The sequence below is a fragment of the Bartonella sp. CR84HXZ genome (genome assembly GCF_042194535.1).
Lineage (GTDB): Bacteria > Pseudomonadota > Alphaproteobacteria > Rhizobiales > Rhizobiaceae > Bartonella > Bartonella grahamii.
The window spans coordinates 12,009-34,973 of sequence record NZ_JBHIMY010000013.1; the positions used below are offsets into that span (position 1 = coordinate 12,009).

Here is a 22,965-nt window from a genome sequence, read left to right on the forward strand (position 1 = left end):
ATTATCTATATAAATTAAAGTTTTTTCATTAGAAAAATTATCTTGTATCATTTATTGAGTTAGTGAAAAGGTTTACATTGTAGGATATATAATAGGGGAAAATGAATCTATTTTTAAAGATTTTTCTCATTGTATTTTGGTATTCTGTCTCTTAAGGATTTATTGCATTTTTGTAAAGCTGTGATTAGATTATGTAGTTATTGCTTTTTATGATAAATTCTTTAAGAATTTTTTCTGAATCGGAATTTTATTTTAATAGAGTGGGGAATACCTGAAGTTTAACTATAGGAGATAAAAATGTTTATTACGAACGCTTATGCTCAAGTTGCAGGCGATGTTTCCGGTGGATTTTCATTTGTTAGCGCTGTCCCACTCATTTTAATTTTTGCAATTATGTATTTTTTTATCATTCGTCCACAGCGTACCCAAATGAAAAAACGCCAAGAAATGCTTAATGCAGTACGTCGTGGTGATACAGTTATAACGGGTGGTGGTATTATCGGCAAGGTTACGAAGGTTCACGACGAGAGTGGTGAATTAGAGGTTGAAATTGGTGAGAGTATGAATATTCGTGTTATTCGCTCAACATTAGCTGATGTGCGCGTTAAAGGTGAGCCGATTGCAGAAAAAAAATCAAAGCTTAATGCTAAAGCAGAAACACCACAAAAGTCTAAATCTAAAACGACAACGAAAGAAAATATGAGTGTCTCTAAAGAGAAAAAAGCTATATCAAAAGAAAATGAATCTTAAGGTGTAATGGCAGTTTATTACATTTTTTAAGCATTTTTATAAAAAGCTTGGCAAGATCAAGACAATTTCATTGGAAAAGTGGCTTTTATAGTGGATACAGAAAATCGAGTTTTTGTTTCCTTGAGATTATTAAAATAGTTGCTTTATTTATAGAATATTACGCAATTTTTTTCTGTTTTTTAAACAAGATCATTGTTTCTATAAAAAGAAACTTGTGAGTAAATAAACTGAGAAAACTTTTTAAAAGGTAGATTTATTTAAGCAGGTAGAGCATTTGATCGCGGTTTATTATCAAATTTTCATATACTTGCTGTATGAGAAGATTAAGGTTTTATATAAAATTTTCACTTCAATACTAGGCTATGGTTAACATATCAATGTTTGTATCAGTCTTCCTTTAATTTTTATGGTAAGAAGTAGCAAAGACAATTGGATTATTCAAAAATAAAGGGTGCTTTTTCATGTTCGATGCAATTCAAATTCGTGAAGCACATTTTCCAAGTCGCGCACCTATTGATGCTTATGGAAATGGTGGATTTCGTTTTGCTGATATGTCTCATAGAGGTTCTATTATTTGTGTACCATCGGGTATTTATGGTATTGACATGGCAGGGCCTATTCCCACTCAAGGGGATCTATCTCGTATTTTAGAAGAAGCTTCTGAAATCGAAGTTTTATTAATAGGTACTGGAATTGAATTATTGCGATTACCTGAAGAGTTACGGGTGCTTTTATGGGAAAAACGTATTTCATCAGATACAATGAGTACGGGAGCGGCGGTGCGTACATTTAATGTTTTATTGGCTGAAGATCGCGCTGTTGCGGCATTATTATTTGCGGTAGAATAGAGTATTGTTTAATAAAACAAATGCTCTCGTCTAGTATGAAAGACTTGTGTGATTATTTTACTGCGCCGTAAAATACCGTCGTTTAAAGTGGTGATAGAAGGGGAATAAAATATACACAACTTAACACATTAAGTGTTTTTAAATACAGTAGCAAGTATTCAGGGCAGAGCTTGTTCGTAGTTCAATGAATCACATGAGTGATCAACTCTTGGCACTTGAGACAGTTCATAAGAGGCATTTTTAATTCTTTCTTATACAGTTTTTACCTACAAGCCAGCCCCGCTTGTGACGTGCAAGGGAATAGTTTTGATTGATTCAACATGGAATTGGTTTGAAATGAAAGCATATCTACGATATTTGAGATTCTAATTTAACATATAAAACAATGAATTATCATTATAAATAAATGCGTTGATAGTAATAGAAACTCACCGAGAGCAATTGGATTTTTTACAAATTGGTATTGGTAAGAATCTTTGTCCTTTAGGGTGGGGAGGAGGTTAATGATTTGATGAAGTTTTTGTGATCAGTGCATTTTTATAAAATAACATTGTCATCTATTTAGTGAAAAAGTGTTTTGCGTTGTTTGTTATTCTAAGTTTTACTATGCATGTTACGATTGGTTTTTAGCTTTTTTTACTGCAAATGAAAACTTGAAGCCCGATAAGATAAGTTTTATCAGAAAAGTTATTTATTTAATTTTTTTCTTTCTAAAACGAAAAGTGACTAGAAAAGAAATTCTAATTCATAATACAGTTAAAAGACACATTTAAAAATCTTATTTTCTGAACTGTATTTGCTTATCCCTCATTTTTTAATATGAATAAAAAGAGGATATTAATTTCATTACTAAAAAAGGGACGTTAATAGGTTCAAATGATAGGCTCTCTTCCTTATTGTCTTGATATTTTACGTACCATAGATCGTGATCGCTATATATCGGTTTTATTTGCACCTAGAAAAAAGCGCCAAGCATTGGCTGCTCTTTATGTATTTAATGCTGAAGTTTCTCGTATTCGCGAAAGTGTACATGATCCACTCATAGGAGAAATACGGTTACGTTGGTGGTATGATTCTATTGCTCATGGTGAAATGCAAACGAGTGGAAATAATCCGATTTTGAGTGATTTATTGAAAGCAATAACTCTTTTTAATTTACCTAAGACAGCTTTTTTACGTTATTGTAATGCACAAATTTTAGATCTTTATCACAATCCAATAGAAACGCTTCATGATCTAGAGCATTATTGTGGTGAGACAGCAAGCATAATTTTACAGCTTTCTTGTCAGATATTAGATCCTGATACTGCACAAGAGTTTACAGATATCTATGAACATGGAGGGATTTCTCAAGGATTAAGCGGTGTATTGCGTCTTTTATCATTCATGCAATCACGATATCAATATTATTTACCTACTGATATATTAAAGGCTGTAGGAGTGAATAGGGAAGATTTGGAATCTCATCGTCTCAGTGATCAACAAAAGGATCGTATTGTTGAAGCTATGGTAGCATTATCGCGCGATCATTATACCAAATTTTACGAGTATTCTTGTGCTTTACCTAGAGTTCTTAAGCCAGCTTTTCTTCCATTGGTCATTGTTCCAGCTTCTCTTCAAAAAGCTATACAGCTGGGTGCTGCAATTTTTCAAGAGAGTGCAACGTTGCCATTGATATATCGCTATTGGTTGATAACAAGGGCAGCAATAAGCGGCAATTTTCCAAAGATATTGTAAAAGAATATTACCACGTTGGAATGCGTAACATATAGACTGATTTTCTCATATGAAGATAAAAGGAGCTATGGTGTTTCCAAACCATTTTTTGTTATAAAAAATGTTGATGTTTTGGTTGTTATAAGCGCAAAAGAATAAGAAATTTTATGAGAGAAGTTATCTTGGCAGTCTATAAGTCTATAAAAATTCTTATTTTTGAGAAATTATAAAATCATAATTGATGACAGTTATGATTTATGAATATATTGATTTATAATGATAATTCGTTTTTTCTCATATTGAATGAGAGTCTTGAATAGAAAAAGATTTCTTCATTTTTATAATGAATTTTAAAAATAGTTTTTTGTATACTATAAGTTGGGTGTGTAAATGAAATCATTTAAAGAAAAAGCAATACGCTCCTTATGAATGAGTATTAAGAGTAGCAATATGATAAGCTATAAATGAATGACGATAGGGATGACATTTATAGCTTAATGGGTATAGCTTAGTGTGCGACAACTTTTACAACCTTTGGATGGATAATATTTTTTAATGCGTTGCAAAAACGACTCTACATTCCATTGACTATTTTCTCGCAAATCCATACATGCACTGATTTGCGAGAGAATTAATCATTATACAAATGTTGATCCTAAGATATGCAAACAAGAGATTCATCTTATCTCTTCAACTATAGACGAAGAGCTGATGGAAACTTTATCAAATAAGTTCTTTAAATTATGCACAACCTTTTTATTGGAGAGCGTTAAAGATCTGATTATAATTTGTGCTATTAATTTCCAAAGGATGTTCTTTATTGGCAATTTGTAGCATTTCTAGCTTGAGATCTTCTCTTATCATCATATCTATATTGGCGCGGACCTCAGTTGAAAGAGTATGAGGCGTGATATCTTTAGGCATGGTGACAGTCTTTATTTGATAAATGATACGGTTTGTTGCAACTGGACCTTTTATGATGCCATAATGACCTTTGGGAGCAGAAAATAATGCTTTAATCCCTTCAACGCCAAGAGGGTCAGATGAGTCTTGACGCCGAAGGGCTGGTGTTGTTTGTTTTGTAACACCAAGGGTACGAGCAAGAGCAACAAGACTTTTTCCTTCCGTGAGCTGTTTGAGAGCATTTTGGGCTTTTTCATCAAGAAGACGTTGTATTTCCTCACTTTTCCATTGAGAAAGAACATCTAGCTTAGCCTCTTCAAGTGTTTTATCGCGGGCAGGAATAATTTTATCGACCTTATACCAGAGATATCCACCATTTTGAAAGGAGAGAGGATCAAGATCGACTCCTTCATTTGATTGATAGATGGCATTCAGTAAAATATCTTTTTGAGGTAAATCCGTGAGTATTGCACCTTCAAGCGTTTTTCCCGTTTTATCAATGGTAATTGTGCGCAAAGATAACTTGTATTGGTCAGCTAGCTCTTTGAGAGAAGCACCCTCAAAACGAGCATTTTCAATGGCTACATAATTGTTACGGATATCATCAGTAGCACGATTTTTGGCAAGTGTTTGGCGAATATTTTCTTCGACCTTTTCAAAAGGAAGAGAGCTTGAGGGTTCAATATGCGTGACGCGAATGATAATAGGTCCCTGTAAGTCATTTATCACAGTACTGACTTGGCCTTGTTGAAGTTCAAAAATTTCAGAGGCTAGATGACTAGGAAGTTCATTTTCTGCGAGAGGACCTTTTTTTATGTCATTAAGAGTCTTGTTTTCAGCTTTTACCAGTTCATCAAAACTCAATCCATCAGCTATTTTTTTTGCTGCATTATCGGCTTTTTCACGTGAGGGGAATTGCAGTTCCTCGAATGTACGCTTTTCAGGCGTTACAAAACGTGAAGCATTTTGTGTATAATAGGCTTTTGCCTCATCTGTTGAGATATCTTTAGGTTTTACAAAATCATTAAGTTCCATAGATAGCAAAGAGACAGTGCGGTATTCTGGAGCACGAAATTGACTTCGATGTGTTTTAAACCATTTTTGTAGTGTTTCGTCATCAGGATCAGCAATTGTTTCCTTTTCTTTTAGATCAATAACGAGATAATCAGCAATACGCATTTCTCCTTGATAAAGAGCAAGTGCTTTATAAAAGAGATTTGGTGCCTTCATATCAGAAAGTAAAGCAGCAATAAGCTGATTACGCTTTTCTTGTTTGGTGTAATAATTAAGAAAAGCACTTTCACTAATACGTAAATGCTGAAGATAGTTATAAAACAAGTTTTTATCAAAAGTGCCATTTACTTGGAACATCTTATCAGAACCAATCGTATGAGCTATCGTATCTTTTGAAAGACTTATTTTCATTTTACGTACTTGTTCATCAAGCAATAAATTTTGTTGTAATTGATTAAATACAAAAGCAGGAATTTGGTATTGCTGCATTTCATTTGCTGTAAACATTCGTCCAAGATGAGCAGCATGTGCTAAACGAGCGCTTTGATCGGCAAGTGCAAGATGATAATCATCGACAGTTACTCTGGACTTTCCAGAAGTAATAAGATCTCTTTCACTTTTTTTGTGTAATTGCGGTATTCCCCATAGAAGAATGAAGCATAAGAGTAAAATAGCAAGGAAAATTCTAGAAATCCAAGAATTTGTAGCATTTCTTATGATGTCAAGCATTGTTCAAGTCCATTTTTAATGTGAATTATTATCAAAGCTAATGGAATTTGCAATAAAGAGATGAAAGATGCAAGCTTTAAAGATTTGCTTTCATGTTATAATTTGGTAACTACAGATAAACAATGTATTGTAAGAGCTCTTGAGGTGAAAATATGTCTCCAAATACTCGGCCTTTTCTTGCTGGAAATTGGAAAATGAATGGAACGAGTGAATCGCTTGGAGAGTTGCGTGCTATTGCTACAGGCGTTAGCTCTGATCTCAGTCATCTTTTTGAGGCACTTATTTGCGTCCCAGCAACGCTTTTATCTCGTGCTTCTGATATGCTGGATGGTGAAAATCTCCTTTTGGGAGGACAAAATTGTCATTTTGATGATCATGGTCCCTATACTGGAGATATTTCAGCTTTTATGCTTAAAGAAGCAGGAGCAAGTCATGTCATTATTGGGCATTCAGAACGTCGTACAGTGTATCAGGAAAATGATGCGATTGTCTGTGCCAAAGTGCAAGCTGCGTGGCGAGCAGGTCTTGTGGCTCTTGTGTGTATTGGTGAAACATTGGAGGAGCGTAATAATAATAAAGTGCTGGATATTCTCACGCAGCAGCTTGAAGAATCTTTACCAGATGATGCAACAGCAGAGAATACCATTATCGCTTATGAACCTGTTTGGGCGATAGGCACCGGCAATACAGCGACTCCAGAAGATATTGCAAAAGTACATCATTTCATTCGCGATAAGGTGCGTTCTCGTTTTAGTGGTGAAGGCAATAAGATACGCCTGCTTTATGGTGGGTCCGTAAAGCCATCCAATGCATTTGAGCTTTTAAGCATTCCTCATGTTAATGGTGCTTTGATAGGTGGAGCAAGCTTAAAAGCAATTGATTTTTTAACTATTTGCGATGTTTGTCGTAAACTATAGTAGAGAAATTTGAGTTTCCCCTTGGATTGTGTGTTATTTATGTGTAAATAGCTATGAAAGAGTTATTTGAAGAGCAGGGTTTATGCAAACAGTACTTATAGTTATTCATTTGTTGATTGTGATTACTTTGGTTGGTGTTATATTAATCCAACCTTCAGAAGGTGGTGGGCTAGGTGTGAGTAATAGCTCAGGGTTGATGAAAACTCGTGGATCTCGAAATCCTTTAACACGTTTGACTGCTATTTTAGCCTGTTGTTTTTTTGTTGTGTCTATTGGACTTACCGTGGTGGGTAATATATCAAATTCTAGTTCTGATATTTTAAAGCGTATACCGGTTAATTCAGAGCAGAATTCTAGCAATAAAGGCTCAGAATCAGTCCCATCATCAGATGGTGAGTCTTCCCCTTCTATTCTTGAACAGCTAGGAGGCAATTCGAATTCTCCGCAGGAACAGAAACAGTCCACAAATCCTGAAGCAGAAAGTCCAGTTCCACCGGTTCTTGAAAATACAGTTCCGGATAACAGTACGAAATAGTTTTTTAAGAAAATATAGACTTTTTAAAAAGGTGATTTTTTCACCTTTTTTATTTTAGAAGAAAAATTGTTTCTTTTTGCATTTTTTGCTGGAAAAATCATTATAAATTGCTTATCACCATAAGCCCATGGCACGTTATGTTTTTATTACTGGTGGTGTGGTTTCTTCCCTTGGAAAAGGCATCGCAGCGGCGGCGTTAGCAGCGTTATTACAGGCTCGTGGCTATCGTGTACGTCTTCGCAAACTTGATCCTTATTTAAATGTTGATCCAGGTACGATGTCACCTTATCAACATGGTGAAGTATTTGTGACCGATGATGGTGCAGAAACGGATCTTGATCTTGGTCATTATGAGCGTTTTACTGGGCGTTCTGCAAATAGCCAAGATAATATCACAACAGGGCGTATTTATCGCAATATCATTGAACGAGAGCGGCGTGGTGATTATTTGGGGGCAACAGTCCAAGTTATTCCTCATGTTACGGATGAAATTAAGAGATTCATTACGATGGGAAATGAAGAATTTGATTTTGTTTTGTGTGAGATAGGTGGAACGGTTGGTGATATTGAAGCAATGCCTTTTCTAGAAGCGATTCGTCAGCTTCGCAATGAGCTACCAAGACAAAGTGTCGTTTATGTCCATCTCACATTAATGCCTTATATACCTTCGGCAGGTGAATTAAAAACGAAACCAACACAACATTCTGTCAAAGAATTGCAAGCAATTGGTATTTCTCCTGATATTTTGCTTGTACGTGCAGATCGATCTATTCCAGAAACAGAACGGTGCAAATTATCACTTTTTTGTAATGTTCGCTCCAATGCAGTCATTCAGGCATTAGATATGCCAACAATTTATGATGTTCCTATGGCATATCATAAGGAGGGTTTGGACTCTGAAGTTCTTTGCGCTTTTGGAATCGATTCGGCACCTTCCCCTCAGATGGATCGTTGGGAAAATATTACGCATCGTATTCACCATCCTGAAGGAGAAGTTACGATTGCTGTTGTAGGAAAATATACGGGTTTAAAGGATGCTTATAAATCTCTTATTGAAGCGATTGCGCATGGTGGTTTAGCGAATAAAGTGAAAGTTAATATTGAGTGGATTGATTCGGAACTTTTTGAAAAAGAAGATTCTGTTTCAGCTTTACAAAAAGCCCATGGAATTTTGGTTCCAGGTGCTTTTGGGGCACGAGGAGCAGAAGGAAAGATTCGAGCAATTCAATTTGCGCGAGAGCGTAAAGTTCCATTTTTAGGGATTTGTTTTGGAATGCAATTAGCTTGTATAGAAGCCGCGCGCAATATTGCACAGATTAAGAATGCTTCATCAAGTGAGTTTTGCGAAACAGAAAATCCAATTGTAGGTTTAATGACAGAATGGCTTAAAGGAGACGTTCTTGAAAAACGTACAAGAAATGGTGATCTCGGCGGATCAATGCGTCTTGGTGCTTTTGCTGCTGAATTAAAAGAAGAGAGTCATATTGCTCAAATTTATGGGATGACCAAGATTGTCGAGCGACATCGTCATCGTTATGAGGTCAATATTGATTATAAGGATAAGTTAGAACAGTGTGGTTTGATTTTTTCTGGGATGTCTCCTGATGGTATTTTACCAGAAACAATAGAATATGCAGATCATCCATGGTTTATTGGTGTTCAATATCATCCAGAGTTAAAATCCCGTCCTTTTGATCCACATCCGCTTTTTTCTTCTTTTATTGAAGCCGCTGTAGAACAAAGTCGATTGGTTTAATGCATAAATTGGGTTACTTTTCTTTTGAGGGATAAAATGGCTAAACCAAATGCCTGTGTGAAAGTTGGAAATATTATTTTTTCAAATGAAATGCCTCTTTCATTAATTGCAGGGCCATGTCAGATGGAAAGTCGCGATCATGCTTTTGAAATGGCTGGTCGTATTAAAACAATTACCGATCAGCTTGGTATCGGATTTGTTTATAAATCGAGTTACGATAAAGCTAACCGAACTTCTTTAGGGGCGGCACGTGGTATTGGTCTTGAAAAAGCAATGGCTGTTTTTTCTGATTTAAAAAAGGAGTTTGATTGTCCCATATTAACTGATGTGCATACAGAAGAGCAGTGTACAATTGTTTCTTCTACGGTTGATATTTTACAAATACCGGCTTTTTTATGTCGTCAAACAGATCTTTTGGTAGCAGCCGCTAAAACAGAGTGTGTTATTAACATTAAAAAAGGTCAGTTTTTAGCGCCGTGGGACATGGAGAATGTTTTAAAAAAGGTTGTTTACAGTGGTAATCCGAATGTTATGCTTTGTGAGAGAGGCACGTCATTTGGTTACAACCGACTTATTTCTGATATGCGCTCGTTGCCTATTTTACGTTCATTTGGTGCTCCTGTTATTTTTGACGCAACGCATTCTGTTCAAGAACCTGGGGGGCAGGGTGCTTCATCTGGTGGACAGCGTCAATTTGTTGAAGTTTTAGCACGTGCGGCTGTTTCTGTTGGGGTAGCAGGTATTTTTTTAGAAACGCATCAAGATCCAGATAATGCACCTTCTGATGGACCCAACATGGTTAAACTTGATAATTTACAAAGATTGCTTGAGACTTTAATGGAGTTTGATTATCTGTCAAAGAAGTTGAATTGAGAAGAGAAAAAATATTCCATTAATAGGACATTAGAAATGAATCAAGACTTTTATTGGATAAGGAAACACATATGACTATAATTGTCGATATCATTGGACGTGAAGTTCTTGATAGCCGTGGTAATCCAACGGTAGAAGTTGATGTTCATTTGGAGAATGGAGCTTTTGGTCGTGCTCTGGTTCCATCGGGAGCTTCAACAGGAGCACACGAGGCTATAGAGCTTCGTGATGGTGGTTTGCGCTATCAAGGGAAAGGTGTTGAAAAAGCGATTGCTGCAGTTAATGGCGAAATTCTTGAAGAACTTGGTGGGCGGGATGCAACAAATCAAATCGCTATTGATCAAGCGATGATTGCTTTGGATGGAACGCCAAACAAAGCCCGTCTTGGTGCCAATGCACTTCTTGGTGTTTCATTAGCTGTTGCAAAAGCAGCTGCGGATTCATTAAATTTACCTTTGTATCGTTATATTGGTGGTACACAAGCACATATTCTTCCAACCCCTATGATGAATATTATTAATGGTGGCGTTCATGCTGATAATCTGATTGATTTTCAGGAGTTTATGATTATTCCTATAGGAGCCCCTACTGTAAGAGAAGCCATTCGTTATGGCGCTGAAATTTTCCATGCGTTGAAAAAGCGTTTAAAAGATGCGGGTTATAATACCAACGTTGGTGATGAAGGTGGCTTTGCACCTCAATTTAAAAGTGCTGATCAAGCAATTGATTTTATTATGGAATCTATTACAACATGTGGCTACAAACCAGGGGAACAAATTGCCATTGGTTTAGACTGTGCTTCAACCGAATTTTATAAAAATGGTTCGTATTTTTATAAAGGTGAGGGGAAATGCCGTGACATCCAAGAGCAGGTAGATTATTTAGCGCAGCTTGTGAAAAATTATCCTATTATTACAATTGAAGATGGAATGGCTGAGGATGATTGGGAAGGTTGGAAGTTACTCACTGACACAATTGGAGGAAAATGTCAGCTTGTTGGCGATGATTTGTTTGTAACGAATTCAGCACGTTTGCGTGATGGCATCAAAATGGGGGTAGGCAATTCTATTCTCATAAAAGTTAATCAAATTGGTACATTGAGTGAAACACTTGATGCTGTAGAAGTAGCACATAAGGCAGGTTATCGTGCCATTATATCTCATCGTTCAGGCGAAACAGAGGATTCTTTTATTGCAGATCTTGCTGTTGCAACGAATTGTGGACAAATTAAAACAGGTTCTCTTGCACGTTCGGATAGATTAGCAAAATACAATCAACTTATTCGTATTGAAGAAATGCTAGGAGCCCAAGCGCGTTATGCTGGTGATTTATATCGTGTATAGTTGTGAGCACAAAATATAAAAGTATGAGATCATTTAGACTATGAAATTGAGATTTCTTATCAAAGGCATATACGCAATAATTTTTAAGTGTTTAAATTTATAGGGATTAAGATGAGAGGTATAATTATTAGTCAAGATCAAGGAACTTATCTCGTTTCGGGTGATGATGGTAAACGTTATCAGTTTGCGACTTGGGATTGGATGGGAAAGAATCCGCCAAGGATCGGTTGTACTGTTGATTTTGTTTGTGAGGGGGGTGTTGTCAGTTCTGTTTTTCCATTGTTGAGACCAGGTACAGAGAACTCAAAGATAATGTTCGCACTCCTTTGTTGGTGTTCAGGTATCTTTGGTGTCCATCGCTTTATGGTTGGTAAAGTTCGGACTGGTGCTTTAATGCTGGTTCTATCCTTATCATTGTTTGGATTGATAATTACCGGTATTTGGGCAATTGTTGATTTTATAGTCATTCTTGGTGGAAGATTTACGGATAAAGATGGGAATCAGATTACAGATTTTTAAAAATTTTATAATAAAGAGAAAGTAATTCAGTTCTCTTGTTATTTTTATCAATATATTAAGTTCATAATGCCGAATTATTGTACTATATGTCTTTAATGTGAGATATTAAGAGAAATATGCACAGTTGAATAAAAGTATTGAAAAAGACTGTGCTATTTTATGTGAGTAAAACAACGGCGTAAATCCACTAAGGTGTGTTTTGTATTGCTGCTTATAGCAGCAGAAAACATTAGCTCATTGGGGGGATCAAAACTATTTTAATTTCACGTTTATCACGGCTGCTACAAATTTTATTTATACCGTGAGGTTAATCAACATATTATAAAAAGAAATAATCTCTTTATGAATAACACATGAGGAGAAGCTTTATAGGTGGTCGAGGATGAAAGGTAAGATTATTGGTCAGGATCAAAGGGTTTATCTCGTTTTTGGAGATGATGGTAAGCGTTATCAATTTTCGCCTGAAGATTTGTTAGGGAAAAAACACCAAAGGTAGGGGATACCATTGATTTTGTCTATGAATGGATACCATTAAATCTATTTTTCCTATCTCGGTTGAAGGTCAGTCACAAAAATTAAATGTGATGCGAGCGATCGTTTACCTGTTTTTGTGCATTGGGGATTCATCACTTTATGGTTGGTAGAGTTGTATCGGGACTTATAACGCTTCTTATAAGTGTAATAGGTCTGCTATTTTTGGGGATCGGGTTTTTTGACAACTATACTTTGATAACTATACCTTGGGCATTGATTGATTTTATATTTATTTTAACAGGAAATTTTAGGGACAAAGATGAGGGTAAATTGAAAATAACAAATTATTTTGGTGTAGATTTGGTAATGAGGTATTAATCAAAATCGTGCATAGTTGGGCAAAATATTAAAAAATTTGTGCTGTAAAGACTGTGCTATTTTATGTGGACAAAGCAGAAACGTCGATCAATCAAAGTGCGCTTTGTACTACCTCTTATGACGGTGGGAGTCTTAAGCTATTTCAGTTATCACATTTATCATGGTGAGTATGGATTGTATTCACGCAGTGAAGTTAATCAGCATATTAGCGAATTAGAAAAGGAGCTTCATAAAATAGAAGCTGAGCGGATATTCATGGAAAAGCGTATTTCTCTTTTACGCAATGGACATATAGAAAAAGATATGTTGGATGAGTATGTCCGAAAGAATTTGAACTTTTCTAAGCCAAATGAACTGACAATCTTAATACCTTGAAATGATACCAAAGGTAAATGAAAAATCGCTTAATTTAAACAACAATCAGCAATGATATTGTTTAAGCCGATTGATAAGGCTTGTAACTTTTGTTCGTAAAGGTTATTCCTAAATAATCATAAAAGGGAGTTTAATATGGCAGAACGACTTAAAAAAAATTCTGCGTCGGTGGCGCGCACTGCATTATCAAGCACCACAAAGAAAGCACCAATAGCAGACTTTACAAAAGAAGAAGAAATTGATGCTTATCGTGAAATGCTTTTAATTCGCCGTTTTGAAGAAAAAGCAGGACAGCTTTATGGTATGGGGCTTATTGGGGGATTTTGTCACCTTTATATTGGTCAGGAAGCCGTTGTTATAGGAACATTGAAAGCGGCAAAAGAAGGTGATCAGGTTATTACGTCTTACCGTGATCATGGTCATATGTTAGCCGTTGGGATGAGTCCGCGTGGTGTCATGGCAGAATTAACGGGACGTCAAGGTGGCTTTTCCAAAGGGAAAGGTGGCTCGATGCATATGTTCTCTAAAGAAAAGAACTTTTATGGAGGACATGGTATTGTTGGTGCGCAGGTTCCAATTGGTTCAGGTTTGGCATTTTCGAATCAGTACCTTGGTAAAGATAATGTGACATTGGTTTATTTTGGTGATGGTGCCGCAAATCAGGGGCAGGTTTACGAAAGTTTTAATATGGCTTCACTTTGGAAGCTTCCTGTTGTTTATATTATTGAAAATAATCAGTATGCTATGGGAACGTCAGTTTCACGTGCATCTGCAGAAACTGATTTTTCCCGACGTGGTCTTTCTTTTGAAATTCCAGGTATTGTTGTTGACGGTATGGATGTTCGGTCAGTAAAAGGAGCTGCTGATGAAGCGATTTCTTGGGCACGCTCAGGTAAAGGACCGATCATTCTTGATATGCAGACCTATCGCTATCGTGGTCATTCCATGTCTGATCCAGCAAAATATCGTTCAAAGGAAGAAGTCCAAAAAATAAAAGAGGAACACGATCCGATTGATCAAGTAAAAAGTCGGATTCTTAAGAAAAATTGGGCGAACGAAGATGATTTAAAGTCTATTGAGAAAGAGGTTCGTGCAATTGTTGCTGATGCGGCAGATTTTGCACAAAGTGATCAAGAGCCAGATGCTTCTGAGCTCTATACTGATATTTTAGTTTGATGCGAGGGAAGCAAGTATGTCTATTGATATTTTGATGCCGGCGCTTTCACCAACTATGGAAGAAGGTAAACTGTCTAAATGGCTCAAGAGAGAAGGTGATAAGGTTAGCTCTGGCGATGTTATTGCTGAAATTGAAACGGATAAGGCTACAATGGAAGTAGAGGCCGTTGATGAAGGTACTCTTGGTAAAATTTTTGTGCCTGAAGGTTCTGAAGGCGTAAAGGTCAACACTGTTATTGCGATTTTGTTAGAAGAAGGTGAGCGTGCTGAGGATATTTCGCAACCTACGGATACAGCACAAAAACCTAAGGAATCTCCTCTTTCTCTGCCTTCGTCAGTTCCGCAGGTTCCTACTTTTGATACGTCTCCTGATTTTGATATTCCAGCGGGAACACAAATGGTTACAATGACAGTTCGTGAAGCGCTTAATCAGGCTTTGGCTGAAGAAATGCGGCGTGATGAAAAAGTTTTTCTCATGGGGGAAGAAGTCGCGCAATATCAAGGTGCCTATAAGGTTAGTCAGGGTTTATTGGAAGAATTCGGAGAGCGCCGAGTTATTGATACCCCAATTACAGAGCACGGCTTTGCTGGGTTGGCTGTTGGGGCTGCTTTTGGAGGGTTACGTCCCATTGTTGAGTTTATGACCTTTAATTTTGCGATGCAGGCGATGGATCAAATTATTAACTCAGCAGCAAAAACACGTTATATGTCTGGTGGACAAATGACCGCTCCTATGGTTTTCCGAGGTCCCAATGGTGCGGCTGCCCGTGTTGGTGCTCAACATTCTCAATGCTACGCTGCATGGTACAGTCATGTACCAGGTTTGAAAGTTGTCATGCCTTATAGTGCTGCAGATGCAAAAGGTTTGCTGAAAGCTGCTATTCGTGATGATAATCCTGTTATTTTTCTTGAAAATGAGATTTTGTATGGGCATCAATTTGATGTCCCTCAACTGGATGATTTTGTTTTGCCTATTGGTAAGGCGCGTATTCATAAGTCTGGACAAGATGTGACGATTGTCGCGTGTGGAATTGGAATGCATTATGCCGTTCAAGCGTTGCCGGAAATTGAACAGCTTGGTATTGATGTTGAATTGATTGATTTACGAACCATTCGCCCGATGGATCTTCCAACAATTCTTTCTTCGGTTAAAAAAACAGGTCGTTTGGTAACAATTGAAGAGGGATTTCCTCAGTCATCCGTGGGAACTGAAATAGCAACGCGTGTTATGCAGCAGGCTTTTGACTATCTTGATGCGCCAATTGCTACGATTTCTGGCAAAGATGTTCCGATGCCTTATGCCGCTAATCTTGAGAAGTTGGCTTTGCCTAATACTGCTGAAATTATTGAGGCCGTTAAGGCTGTGACATACAGAGCATAACGGAGGAAAGCATAATGCCCATTAAAATTACAATGCCAGCGCTTTCCCCTACGATGGAAGAGGGAAATTTAACAAAATGGAATATTAAGGAGGGAGATAAAGTTTTCTCTGGTGATGTTATTGCTGAAATTGAGACGGATAAAGCGACAATGGAAGTCGAAGCCGTTGATGAAGGTAGGGTTGCCAAAATTGTTGTTCCTGCTGGAACACAAGGCGTTAAAGTAAATGCTTTAATTGTTGTTTTAGCAGAAGAAGGTGAAGATTTAGCTGAAGCTGCAAAAGTTTCAGAAGAAATCTCTTCTTCTACAAGACAAGAACCAGAGGGCGTAAAACAGACAGATTCTCTGAAACAGACGGACTCAAAGGGTACAAAAATGTCTCATGAATCATCAGCTCAGCAATTAATGCAGCAAGATAAAAAGGAAGCGCGTCTTTTTGCCTCTCCCTTAGCGCGGCGATTAGCATCTCAGGAAGGTCTTGATTTATCCCTTATTTTTGGAAGTGGTCCGCATGGGCGTATTATCAAGCGCGATGTAGAAAAAGCTGTAAGTAGTGATATTTCTAAAGTGTCTTATTCATCACAAATAGGGGAGCTAGTAGCTACAGGTGCTTCTGACAAACAGATACTGAAACTCTTTAAAGAGGATGAATATACCTTCGCACCCCATAATAATATGCGTAAAACAATCGCAACACGTTTGATGGAATCAAAACAGAGAGTTCCACATTTCTATGTAACGGTAGATTGTGAACTTGATGCGCTATTAGCACTGCGTACACAACTGAATGCTGCTGCACCAATGATTAAGGGGCAGGAAGAAACTCAGCCTACTTATAAGCTTTCTGTTAATGATATGGTGATCAAAGCTGTCGCACTTTCTTTGAAAGCTGTTCCTGATGCGAATGTCTCTTGGCTTGAAGGCGGAATGCTTCATCATAAACATTGTGATGTTGGGGTTGCTGTTTCTATTCCCAATGGATTAATTACGCCGATTATTCGCCATGCAGAGGAAAAGCAGTTATCCCTTATTTCCAAAGAGATGAAGGATTTTTCAAAGCGTGCGCGTGAGGGCAAATTAAAAATGGAAGAATATCAGGGTGGAACAACAGCTGTATCAAATATGGGGATGTATGGTATAAAAAGTTTTTCGGCTATCCTTAATCCACCGCATGCGACGATTTTTGCGATTGGTGCAGGGGAAGAACGCGCCGTTGTTAAAAATGGTACATTAGTTGTTGCGACAGTTATGTCAGTTACAATTTCTGCGGATCATCGTGCTGTCGATGGTGCTTTAGCCGCAGAGCTCGCGCGGACTTTTAAGAAGATAATTGAAAATCCATTAGCAATGTTAGTTTGAACTATTTAACAGTTCTTCACGTAAGTTGTGAGAGAGTGTGTTAAGAGAATAAAAACAAATTTAAGAGTTTGAAGAGCAATGTTATTGCTATTTCTGGTTTGGGTAAAGCATTTACGTGAAGCTTAAAGCAAAAGACATAAGATAATTCTGTGATGTTGTTTTGCAGTCTTAAGTTCAAAAAATGCATATCCGTTTTATATATATCCATGGAGGAATTACTGTGGCAAATCTTTATGATGTAATTGTGATTGGATCAGGTCCAGGCGGATATGTAACCGCAATTCGTGCAGCACAATGTGGTTTTAAGACTGCGATTGTTGAACGTGAACATTTGGGAGGGATCTGTTTAAATTGGGGATGTATTCCAACAAAGGCCCTTCTACGTTCAGCGGAAATGAAACATTTTGCTGAACATGCAAAAAATTATGGATTAAAAATTAATGGTTCAATTGAGGCAAACATCAAAGATGTTGTGGCACGTTCACGCGGTGTTTCAGCACGTTTAAATGCTGGCGTTGATTTTTTAATGAAAAAAAACAAAATTGATATTATCTGGGGTGAAGCAAAGCTTACCAAAGAAGCGAAGGGAAGCCATCCTGCGGAAATTATGGTTTCTTCATCCTCAAAACCGATTATGCAACCGCAAAATCCAGTCCCTAAAGGGACGTTAGGGGAGGGAACTTATCAAGCAAAGTATATCATTATTGCAACGGGCGCACGTCCTCGTGTCCTTCCTGGTATTGAGCCAGATGGAAAACTCATTTGGACTTATTTTGAAGCTATGATACCGCCAGCAATGCCAAAATCGCTTTTGGTTATAGGGTCTGGGGCTATTGGCATTGAATTTGCCTCTTTTTATCGTGATATGGGAGCTGAGGTAACTGTTGTTGAAATGATGCCCCACATCATGCCTGCTGAAGATATTGAAATTTCAACGTTTGCTTGTAAACAGTTAGAGAAAAAAGGTTTACGCATTCTTCGTCAAGCAAAAGTAACAAAGGTTGAAAAATCTTCTGATTCTGTGACTGTACATATTGATGTTCAAGGTAAAATAGAGTCAATGACTGTTGACCGATTGATTTCCGCTGTTGGGGTGCAAGGTAATATTGAGAATCTTGGTTTAGAAGCTTTGGGAATAAAAACCGATCGCGGGTGCATTGTAACCGATGAATGGAGTTGGACGGGGGTGGAAGGCATTTATGCTATTGGTGATGTAGCAGGTCCTCCTATGTTGGCACATAAAGCAGAAGAAGAAGGTGTGATATGTATTGAGCATCTTGCAGGTTTAAAGAATGCTCATCCGCTTGATAAAAGAAAAATTCCAGGGTGTACATATTGTACACCACAGGTTGCCTCTGTAGGGCTTTCAGAAGCTACAGCAAAAGAAGCAGGTTATGATATACGTATTGGTCGTTATTCTTTTGCTGCGAATGGCAAGGCGATTGCTTTGGGTGAAGATCAGGGGTTAGTAAAAACGATTTTTGATAAAAAAACAGGACAGCTTCTTGGGGCCCATATGGTAGGGGCTGAGGTAACAGAATTGATACAGGGTTTTGTTATTGCCATGAATCTTGAAACAACAGAAGAAGAATTAATGCATACTGTCTTTCCACATCCGACTTTATCGGAAATGATGAAAGAAAGTGTATTGGATGCTTATGGTCAAGTTTTAAACGCTTGATGACTGGATTGTGTGAAAGATTTTATATTTTTGATTGTTACTTCGTATTTATAAGGCAAAGGCTTAAATGGTTACGGTTGTTGATAGAGTTACAAATAGACGTTTGCGTCATCCTGAAAAGGCACATCGTCCTGATACAAGCGTTCAAAAAAAGCCAGATTGGATTCGTGTAAAAGCGCCAACATCACCAATTTATAAGGAAACACATGGTATTGTACGTACGCATAAGTTAGTGACTGTATGTGAAGAAGCTGGTTGCCCTAATATTGGCGAATGTTGGAGCCAGCGGCATGCTAGCTTTATGATTTTAGGTGAAATATGTACGCGTGCTTGTGCTTTTTGTAACGTTGCAACAGGTATTCCACTTGCCGTTGATGATAATGAGCCAGAACGCGTAGCCGATGCTGTTGCACGGATGGAATTAAAACATGTTGTCATTACATCTGTTGATCGTGATGATCTTGCTGATGGTGGTGCTGAGCATTTTGCAAAAGTTATTTATGCGATTCGTCAAAAAACTCCTAAAACAACAATTGAAGTTCTGACACCTGATTTTCGTCATAAGGATGGCGCTTTAGAAGTTGTTGTTGCTGCTAAGCCTGATGTTTTTAATCATAACTTAGAAACAGTTCCTTCTAAATATTTGAAGGTTCGTCCAGGGGCACGTTATTTTCATTCAATTCGTTTATTACAACGCGTTAAAGAACTTGATCCAACAATTTTTACAAAATCGGGAATTATGGTTGGACTTGGGGAGGAGCGAAATGAAATTTTGCAATTGATGGATGATTTGCGCTCTGCTGATGTTGACTTTATGACGATTGGACAATATTTGCAGCCTACACGAAAACATCATCCAGTTGTTCGTTTTGTGCCTCCTGAAGAATTTGAGTCTTTTGCCAAGATTGGTAAAGTAAAAGGATTTTTACATATGGCCTCCAATCCTCTGACGCGTTCATCTCATCATGCTGGAGATGATTTTGCTATTTTGCAAAAAGCGCGTGATGAAAAATTTTCCTTACAGAGATAATTATGCCGATTTTTACAATACATCGGCAGATCACCCATAGTGCCAGTGAAATGTTTGAGCTGGTTTCAGATATTGAGCGTTATCCTGAATTTTTACCAATGTGTGAGTCTTTGATAGTACGTTCTCGAAAAGAGTATGGGAAAAAAATGTTGCTTCTTGCGGATATGACCGTTGGCTATAAGATTATCCGTGAAACTTTTACGACTCAAGTATTTCTTCAGCCGGAAAAAAATCTTATAGAAGTTAAATATATTGATGGTCCATTCAAATATCTTGAAAATCGTTGGTCCTTTCATGATATTGAAAATACCAATGCATGTAATGTAGAGTTTTTTATTGATTATGAATTTAAAAGTAAAACGCTTGGATTAGTGATGGGCTCAATGTTTGATATTGCGTTTCGTAAATTCACCGACGCTTTTGAGAAGCGTGCGCATCAGATTTATGGCTCTACGATAACATAGTCTATTCTGTTATTTTTTAACAATACGTATTGCTTATAACAGCGTGAAGGTGAAAACTGGTTTTCATCTTTACTATTTGTTTTAATTCATCTTTTTCAGCTTTGAAAAGCATATTAAAGGAATATCATTTTAAATGATGAAGATGATGCACAGCTTTACGCTTTTGTTTCTCTTTTTTAATAGAGGCATATCCAAACAAAACGCCCAAATAGGACATGCTTGCGTCATACCCATTTCATAATAAATAGTAGAGATACTCGTAAAAGTATATAAATCAACATCTTTACACTTATGAAAAAGTCAGCCTGCACCATTGATTTGCCATCTCTCAAGATGTTGCGCGAGCTCTTAGCATTTGAGAGAGGTACAAGTATCCCTTTCTTTAATCATTTTATTTATACAGTTTTTTTCTTGTGGCGTGCAAGTGAATAAATTTGATTGATTCAACTTAAAGTTGTGACACAATAAATCATTTTTTCAAGATGTTGACGATTATAGACTCAATGTGGAATAGAGAGCTTTGAAATTAGTATGGGGAATTCAGTGAAGCAATTCCAGAATCATTTTAAAAACATTTTCAACAGTTGCATGGCGGATAGCATTGCGGTTAAGATGACCAAAGTGCATTTCTTTGTGCAGAGTTTTATGATTTTTGTAAGCAACTGCGCAGTGCACAAGTCCTACAGGTTTATCAAGACTTGCTCCTCCTGGACCAGCAATTCCTGTTACAGAGACTGCAATGTCAGCTTGTGAATGTTTTAATCCACCCTCAGCCATTGCAAGAGCAACTTCTTTTGAAACGGCGCCATAGGTTCTTATAAGTTCAGCACAAACGCCAACAAGGCGTGTTTTAGATTCATTTGAATAAACAACAAATCCACAATCGAGAACATCTGACGAGCCTGCAATATTTGTGAGGCTTGCAGCAATGAGTCCTCCTGTACAAGACTCTACAGTTGTTAACAGCAAACCTTTTTGGCGAAAGATATTAAGGACTTCATGTGCTTGTTTTTCACAAAGATATGTCATTGGGGAAGTTCTCCTGAATAAAGAACGCTCACTGTTGCAAGAGCAGCAATTCCTTCACCGCGACCAATAAATCCAAGCCTTTCATTTGTTGTTGCTTTGATAGAGATTCGATCAGGTGTTATTGAAAGTATCGTCATAAGATTTTCTGTCATGGCATGACGATAGGGACCAATTTTAGGATTTTCAGCAATAATTGTGATATCAACATTGGCGATACGACCACCTGCTTGTTTTAGAATATCAAGAGCATGACGGAGAAAAATTTCTGATGATGCATTTTTCCATTGAGGATCAGAGGGAGGGAAATGTGTGCCAATATCTCCAGCACCTCGCGTAGCGAGCAGGGCATCTGTTAGCGCATGAAGAGCAACATCCGCATCGGAGTGTCCATTCAATTTTTTATGAAAAGGAATTTTTATACCACATAAAATAAGAAAATCACCATCCTCGAAAGAGTGAACATCATAACCATTGCCGGTGCGGATATCAGGAAATATTTGCATTTTCTTTTGGAGATATAAATGTGCAGTATTAAAATCTTCATGCCATGTAATTTTTATGTTGTTAGGATCCCCAGGAACGGTACGCATAGGAATTCCAAACCATTCGGCAATCGCAGAATCGTCAGTGAATTCTTTTTTGCAAGCTTGTTTTGCTTGTTTATGGGCCGCTAAGATATGTTCAAAGGGAAAACACTGTGGAGTTTGTGCACTATAAAGATGGGTACGGGGAATTGTTTCTAAAACATGCTGATTATTTATACGTTTAAGGGTATCAGAGATGGGCAGAACAGGAAGAACACCTTCTTGAGGTGTGATCGTGTTGTGAATGTTATCAAGAAGCTTGTTTTCGATAAAGGGGCGTGCACCATCATGAATATGCACATATTGGGGATTGAATTTTTTGAGTGCCTGAAGTCCATGTAAGGTAGAGATTTGACGTGTCCTGCCTCCTTCAACGATAATAAGGCGCTCTTTAAAATCGCCGATAGCTTGTTCACAGATTTGACGATCTTCTGGATGAATAACAAGGATAATTGTTGTGATAGCTGGATGCTGCAAAAAACAATGCACGGTATGATAAATAATCGGCTTTTGTCCTAGAAGCCGATATTGTTTTGGAATTTTATGGGGAGACCCTGCTCTTTCACCGCGTCCAGCAGCTAATATTATTGCTGCAATAGAAATACTTAATCTCCTCGTGTTATAATCTTAGTTTGCTTTTTTGTCATTAATTTTAAAATGATTTTGAAAGGATGGTTGTTGTAGATCAGCAAGGGATATCACGGATAACACCTCAAAAAAAGCATTTAATGCTTTTTGAAGTGCGGTATTTAAACCACAAAAATCAATCAAGGGGCAAGTCGGTTCTGCAGTATCGAAACATTCTGCGAGGGAAAAGTTGTCTTCTGTTACTTTCACAACATCAGCGACTGAAATCTCTGCTGCGGGTTTCGCCAACCTAACTCCACCATTGCGTCCACGCACTGTTTGTATAAAACCTGCTTGAACAAGCAGTTGAAGGATTTTAAATAAAAAAAGTTCTGAAACGGCATATGCTTTAGCAATTTCTGGAACACGACTGAGAGTTCCCTGATTATCTGCACAATACATGAGCATTCGAAGAGCATAATTTGTTTGTTTTGTTAATCGCATCTCATTTCCTTCGTAAAGTATCGTCGAACACAGTTTATTTTAAGATATTTTGCAAAATGTA

General features: G+C 37.5%; 20 protein-coding genes. 16 read left to right on the forward strand and 4 right to left on the reverse strand.

The annotated features are described in order from the left end of the window. The first annotated feature begins 297 nt into the window (after positions 1–297). The 3 genes from yajC (at position 298) to ACFIKD_RS06620 (ending at position 3,335) form a co-directional block, all read left to right on the forward strand. A complete protein-coding gene (yajC, locus tag ACFIKD_RS06610; RefSeq protein ID WP_375647558.1) occupies positions 298–750 on the forward strand; it encodes a preprotein translocase subunit YajC in 453 nt (150 codons plus the stop codon). Between the two features lie 461 nt (positions 751–1,211). Continuing rightward, complete coding sequence (locus ACFIKD_RS06615) at positions 1,212–1,598, forward strand: Mth938-like domain-containing protein (protein ID WP_012754989.1); 387 nt, start codon at positions 1,212–1,214, stop codon at positions 1,596–1,598. A gap of 876 nt (positions 1,599–2,474) precedes the next feature. Further along, positions 2,475–3,335 (forward strand): phytoene/squalene synthase family protein, encoded by an 861-nt coding sequence (locus tag ACFIKD_RS06620; RefSeq protein WP_375644900.1) that lies wholly within the window; start codon positions 2,475–2,477, stop codon positions 3,333–3,335. A 735-nt stretch (positions 3,336–4,070) separates the two neighbouring features. Here the strand turns inward: ACFIKD_RS06620 and ACFIKD_RS06625 are convergent. Beyond that, positions 4,071–5,960: a peptidyl-prolyl cis-trans isomerase gene (locus ACFIKD_RS06625; protein ID WP_375647559.1), complete on the reverse strand. Its 1,890-nt coding sequence runs from the start codon at positions 5,958–5,960 to the stop codon at positions 4,071–4,073. Positions 5,961–6,112: 152 nt separating this feature from the next. Between ACFIKD_RS06625 and tpiA the strand changes: the two genes are divergently transcribed. The 13 genes from tpiA to ACFIKD_RS06690 all read left to right on the forward strand — a co-directional run bounded on the left by tpiA (position 6,113) and on the right by ACFIKD_RS06690 (position 20,220). Beyond that, positions 6,113–6,877 carry a triose-phosphate isomerase gene (tpiA, locus tag ACFIKD_RS06630; RefSeq protein WP_375647561.1) on the forward strand — a complete coding sequence of 255 codons (765 nt, stop codon included), beginning with the start codon at positions 6,113–6,115 and terminating at the stop codon, positions 6,875–6,877. 82 nt (positions 6,878–6,959) lie between these two features. Further along, positions 6,960–7,412, forward strand: a complete 453-nt coding sequence (gene secG / locus ACFIKD_RS06635; RefSeq protein ID WP_375647562.1) for a preprotein translocase subunit SecG — start codon at positions 6,960–6,962, stop codon at positions 7,410–7,412. Positions 7,413–7,539: 127 nt separating this feature from the next. Further along, on the forward strand, positions 7,540–9,168 hold the full coding sequence (locus ACFIKD_RS06640) for a CTP synthase (protein WP_375647563.1): 1,629 nt from the start codon (positions 7,540–7,542) through the stop codon (positions 9,166–9,168). A 36-nt stretch (positions 9,169–9,204) separates the two neighbouring features. Further along, positions 9,205–10,041, forward strand: coding sequence for a 3-deoxy-8-phosphooctulonate synthase (kdsA, locus tag ACFIKD_RS06645; RefSeq protein WP_012754995.1), 837 nt, complete (start codon positions 9,205–9,207; stop codon positions 10,039–10,041). Positions 10,042–10,112: 71 nt separating this feature from the next. Next, the gene (gene eno, locus ACFIKD_RS06650; RefSeq protein WP_375647565.1) at positions 10,113–11,384 is read left to right on the forward strand and encodes a phosphopyruvate hydratase; all 1,272 of its coding nucleotides are present in this window, start codon (positions 10,113–10,115) and stop codon (positions 11,382–11,384) included. 111 nt (positions 11,385–11,495) lie between these two features. Further along, positions 11,496–11,903: a TM2 domain-containing protein gene (locus ACFIKD_RS06655; RefSeq protein WP_012754997.1), complete on the forward strand. Its 408-nt coding sequence runs from the start codon at positions 11,496–11,498 to the stop codon at positions 11,901–11,903. Positions 11,904–12,818: 915 nt separating this feature from the next. Then, positions 12,819–13,130, forward strand: coding sequence for a septum formation initiator family protein (locus ACFIKD_RS06660; RefSeq protein WP_012754998.1), 312 nt, complete (start codon positions 12,819–12,821; stop codon positions 13,128–13,130). Between the two features lie 135 nt (positions 13,131–13,265). Beyond that, complete coding sequence (gene pdhA / locus ACFIKD_RS06665; protein ID WP_273788346.1) at positions 13,266–14,306, forward strand: pyruvate dehydrogenase (acetyl-transferring) E1 component subunit alpha; 1,041 nt, start codon at positions 13,266–13,268, stop codon at positions 14,304–14,306. Between the two features lie 16 nt (positions 14,307–14,322). After that, positions 14,323–15,687 carry a pyruvate dehydrogenase complex E1 component subunit beta gene (locus tag ACFIKD_RS06670; RefSeq protein WP_375636497.1) on the forward strand — a complete coding sequence of 455 codons (1,365 nt, stop codon included), beginning with the start codon at positions 14,323–14,325 and terminating at the stop codon, positions 15,685–15,687. Positions 15,688–15,701: 14 nt separating this feature from the next. Then, entirely contained in the window at positions 15,702–17,045 is a 1,344-nt protein-coding gene (locus tag ACFIKD_RS06675; protein ID WP_375636495.1) for a pyruvate dehydrogenase complex dihydrolipoamide acetyltransferase, read from the forward strand. 220 nt (positions 17,046–17,265) lie between these two features. Continuing rightward, positions 17,266–18,726, forward strand: coding sequence for a dihydrolipoyl dehydrogenase (gene lpdA / locus ACFIKD_RS06680; protein WP_375636493.1), 1,461 nt, complete (start codon positions 17,266–17,268; stop codon positions 18,724–18,726). A gap of 67 nt (positions 18,727–18,793) precedes the next feature. Beyond that, complete coding sequence (gene lipA, locus ACFIKD_RS06685) at positions 18,794–19,756, forward strand: lipoyl synthase (protein WP_273723360.1); 963 nt, start codon at positions 18,794–18,796, stop codon at positions 19,754–19,756. A gap of 2 nt (positions 19,757–19,758) precedes the next feature. Then, on the forward strand, positions 19,759–20,220 hold the full coding sequence (locus ACFIKD_RS06690) for a type II toxin-antitoxin system RatA family toxin (RefSeq protein WP_273788342.1): 462 nt from the start codon (positions 19,759–19,761) through the stop codon (positions 20,218–20,220). A 540-nt stretch (positions 20,221–20,760) separates the two neighbouring features. On the opposite strand, the gene ACFIKD_RS06695 is transcribed toward ACFIKD_RS06690, so the two are convergent. Genes ACFIKD_RS06695 through rirA form a run of 3 tightly spaced genes read right to left on the reverse strand, consistent with a single transcriptional unit; the run spans position 20,761 to position 22,904 of the window. Next, positions 20,761–21,249: a CinA family protein gene (locus ACFIKD_RS06695; RefSeq protein ID WP_375636491.1), complete on the reverse strand. Its 489-nt coding sequence runs from the start codon at positions 21,247–21,249 to the stop codon at positions 20,761–20,763. Next, positions 21,246–22,436 carry a bifunctional 2-C-methyl-D-erythritol 4-phosphate cytidylyltransferase/2-C-methyl-D-erythritol 2,4-cyclodiphosphate synthase gene (locus ACFIKD_RS06700; RefSeq protein WP_375644921.1) on the reverse strand — a complete coding sequence of 397 codons (1,191 nt, stop codon included), beginning with the start codon at positions 22,434–22,436 and terminating at the stop codon, positions 21,246–21,248. The genes ACFIKD_RS06695 and ACFIKD_RS06700 overlap by 4 nt, the downstream gene beginning before the upstream one ends. A 24-nt stretch (positions 22,437–22,460) precedes the next feature. Next, entirely contained in the window at positions 22,461–22,904 is a 444-nt protein-coding gene (rirA, locus tag ACFIKD_RS06705) for an iron-responsive transcriptional regulator RirA (protein ID WP_273788340.1), read from the reverse strand. Positions 22,905–22,965: the final 61 nt, after the last annotated feature.

Excerpts from the sequence above, each read along its gene's own strand:
- ACFIKD_RS06640 (WP_375647563.1), top strand. The coding sequence starts at position 7,540 with ATGGCACGTTATGTTTTTATTACTGGTGGTGTGGTTTCTTCCCTTGGA.
- ACFIKD_RS06655 (WP_012754997.1), top strand. The coding sequence starts at position 11,496 with ATGAGAGGTATAATTATTAGTCAAGATCAAGGAACTTATCTCGTTTCG.
- ACFIKD_RS06615 (WP_012754989.1), top strand. The coding sequence starts at position 1,212 with ATGTTCGATGCAATTCAAATTCGTGAAGCACATTTTCCAAGTCGCGCA.
- secG (WP_375647562.1), top strand. The coding sequence starts at position 6,960 with ATGCAAACAGTACTTATAGTTATTCATTTGTTGATTGTGATTACTTTG.
- ACFIKD_RS06690 (WP_273788342.1), top strand. The coding sequence starts at position 19,759 with ATGCCGATTTTTACAATACATCGGCAGATCACCCATAGTGCCAGTGAA.
- ACFIKD_RS06695 (WP_375636491.1), bottom strand. The coding sequence starts at position 21,249 with ATGACATATCTTTGTGAAAAACAAGCACATGAAGTCCTTAATATCTTT.
- ACFIKD_RS06625 (WP_375647559.1), bottom strand. The coding sequence starts at position 5,960 with ATGCTTGACATCATAAGAAATGCTACAAATTCTTGGATTTCTAGAATT.
- tpiA (WP_375647561.1), top strand. The coding sequence starts at position 6,113 with ATGTCTCCAAATACTCGGCCTTTTCTTGCTGGAAATTGGAAAATGAAT.
- pdhA (WP_273788346.1), top strand. The coding sequence starts at position 13,266 with ATGGCAGAACGACTTAAAAAAAATTCTGCGTCGGTGGCGCGCACTGCA.
- ACFIKD_RS06670 (WP_375636497.1), top strand. The coding sequence starts at position 14,323 with ATGTCTATTGATATTTTGATGCCGGCGCTTTCACCAACTATGGAAGAA.
- ACFIKD_RS06675 (WP_375636495.1), top strand. The coding sequence starts at position 15,702 with ATGCCCATTAAAATTACAATGCCAGCGCTTTCCCCTACGATGGAAGAG.
- rirA (WP_273788340.1), bottom strand. The coding sequence starts at position 22,904 with ATGCGATTAACAAAACAAACAAATTATGCTCTTCGAATGCTCATGTAT.
- ACFIKD_RS06620 (WP_375644900.1), top strand. The coding sequence starts at position 2,475 with ATGATAGGCTCTCTTCCTTATTGTCTTGATATTTTACGTACCATAGAT.
- eno (WP_375647565.1), top strand. The coding sequence starts at position 10,113 with ATGACTATAATTGTCGATATCATTGGACGTGAAGTTCTTGATAGCCGT.
- ACFIKD_RS06660 (WP_012754998.1), top strand. The coding sequence starts at position 12,819 with ATGTGGACAAAGCAGAAACGTCGATCAATCAAAGTGCGCTTTGTACTA.
- lipA (WP_273723360.1), top strand. The coding sequence starts at position 18,794 with ATGGTTACGGTTGTTGATAGAGTTACAAATAGACGTTTGCGTCATCCT.
- kdsA (WP_012754995.1), top strand. The coding sequence starts at position 9,205 with ATGGCTAAACCAAATGCCTGTGTGAAAGTTGGAAATATTATTTTTTCA.
- yajC (WP_375647558.1), top strand. The coding sequence starts at position 298 with ATGTTTATTACGAACGCTTATGCTCAAGTTGCAGGCGATGTTTCCGGT.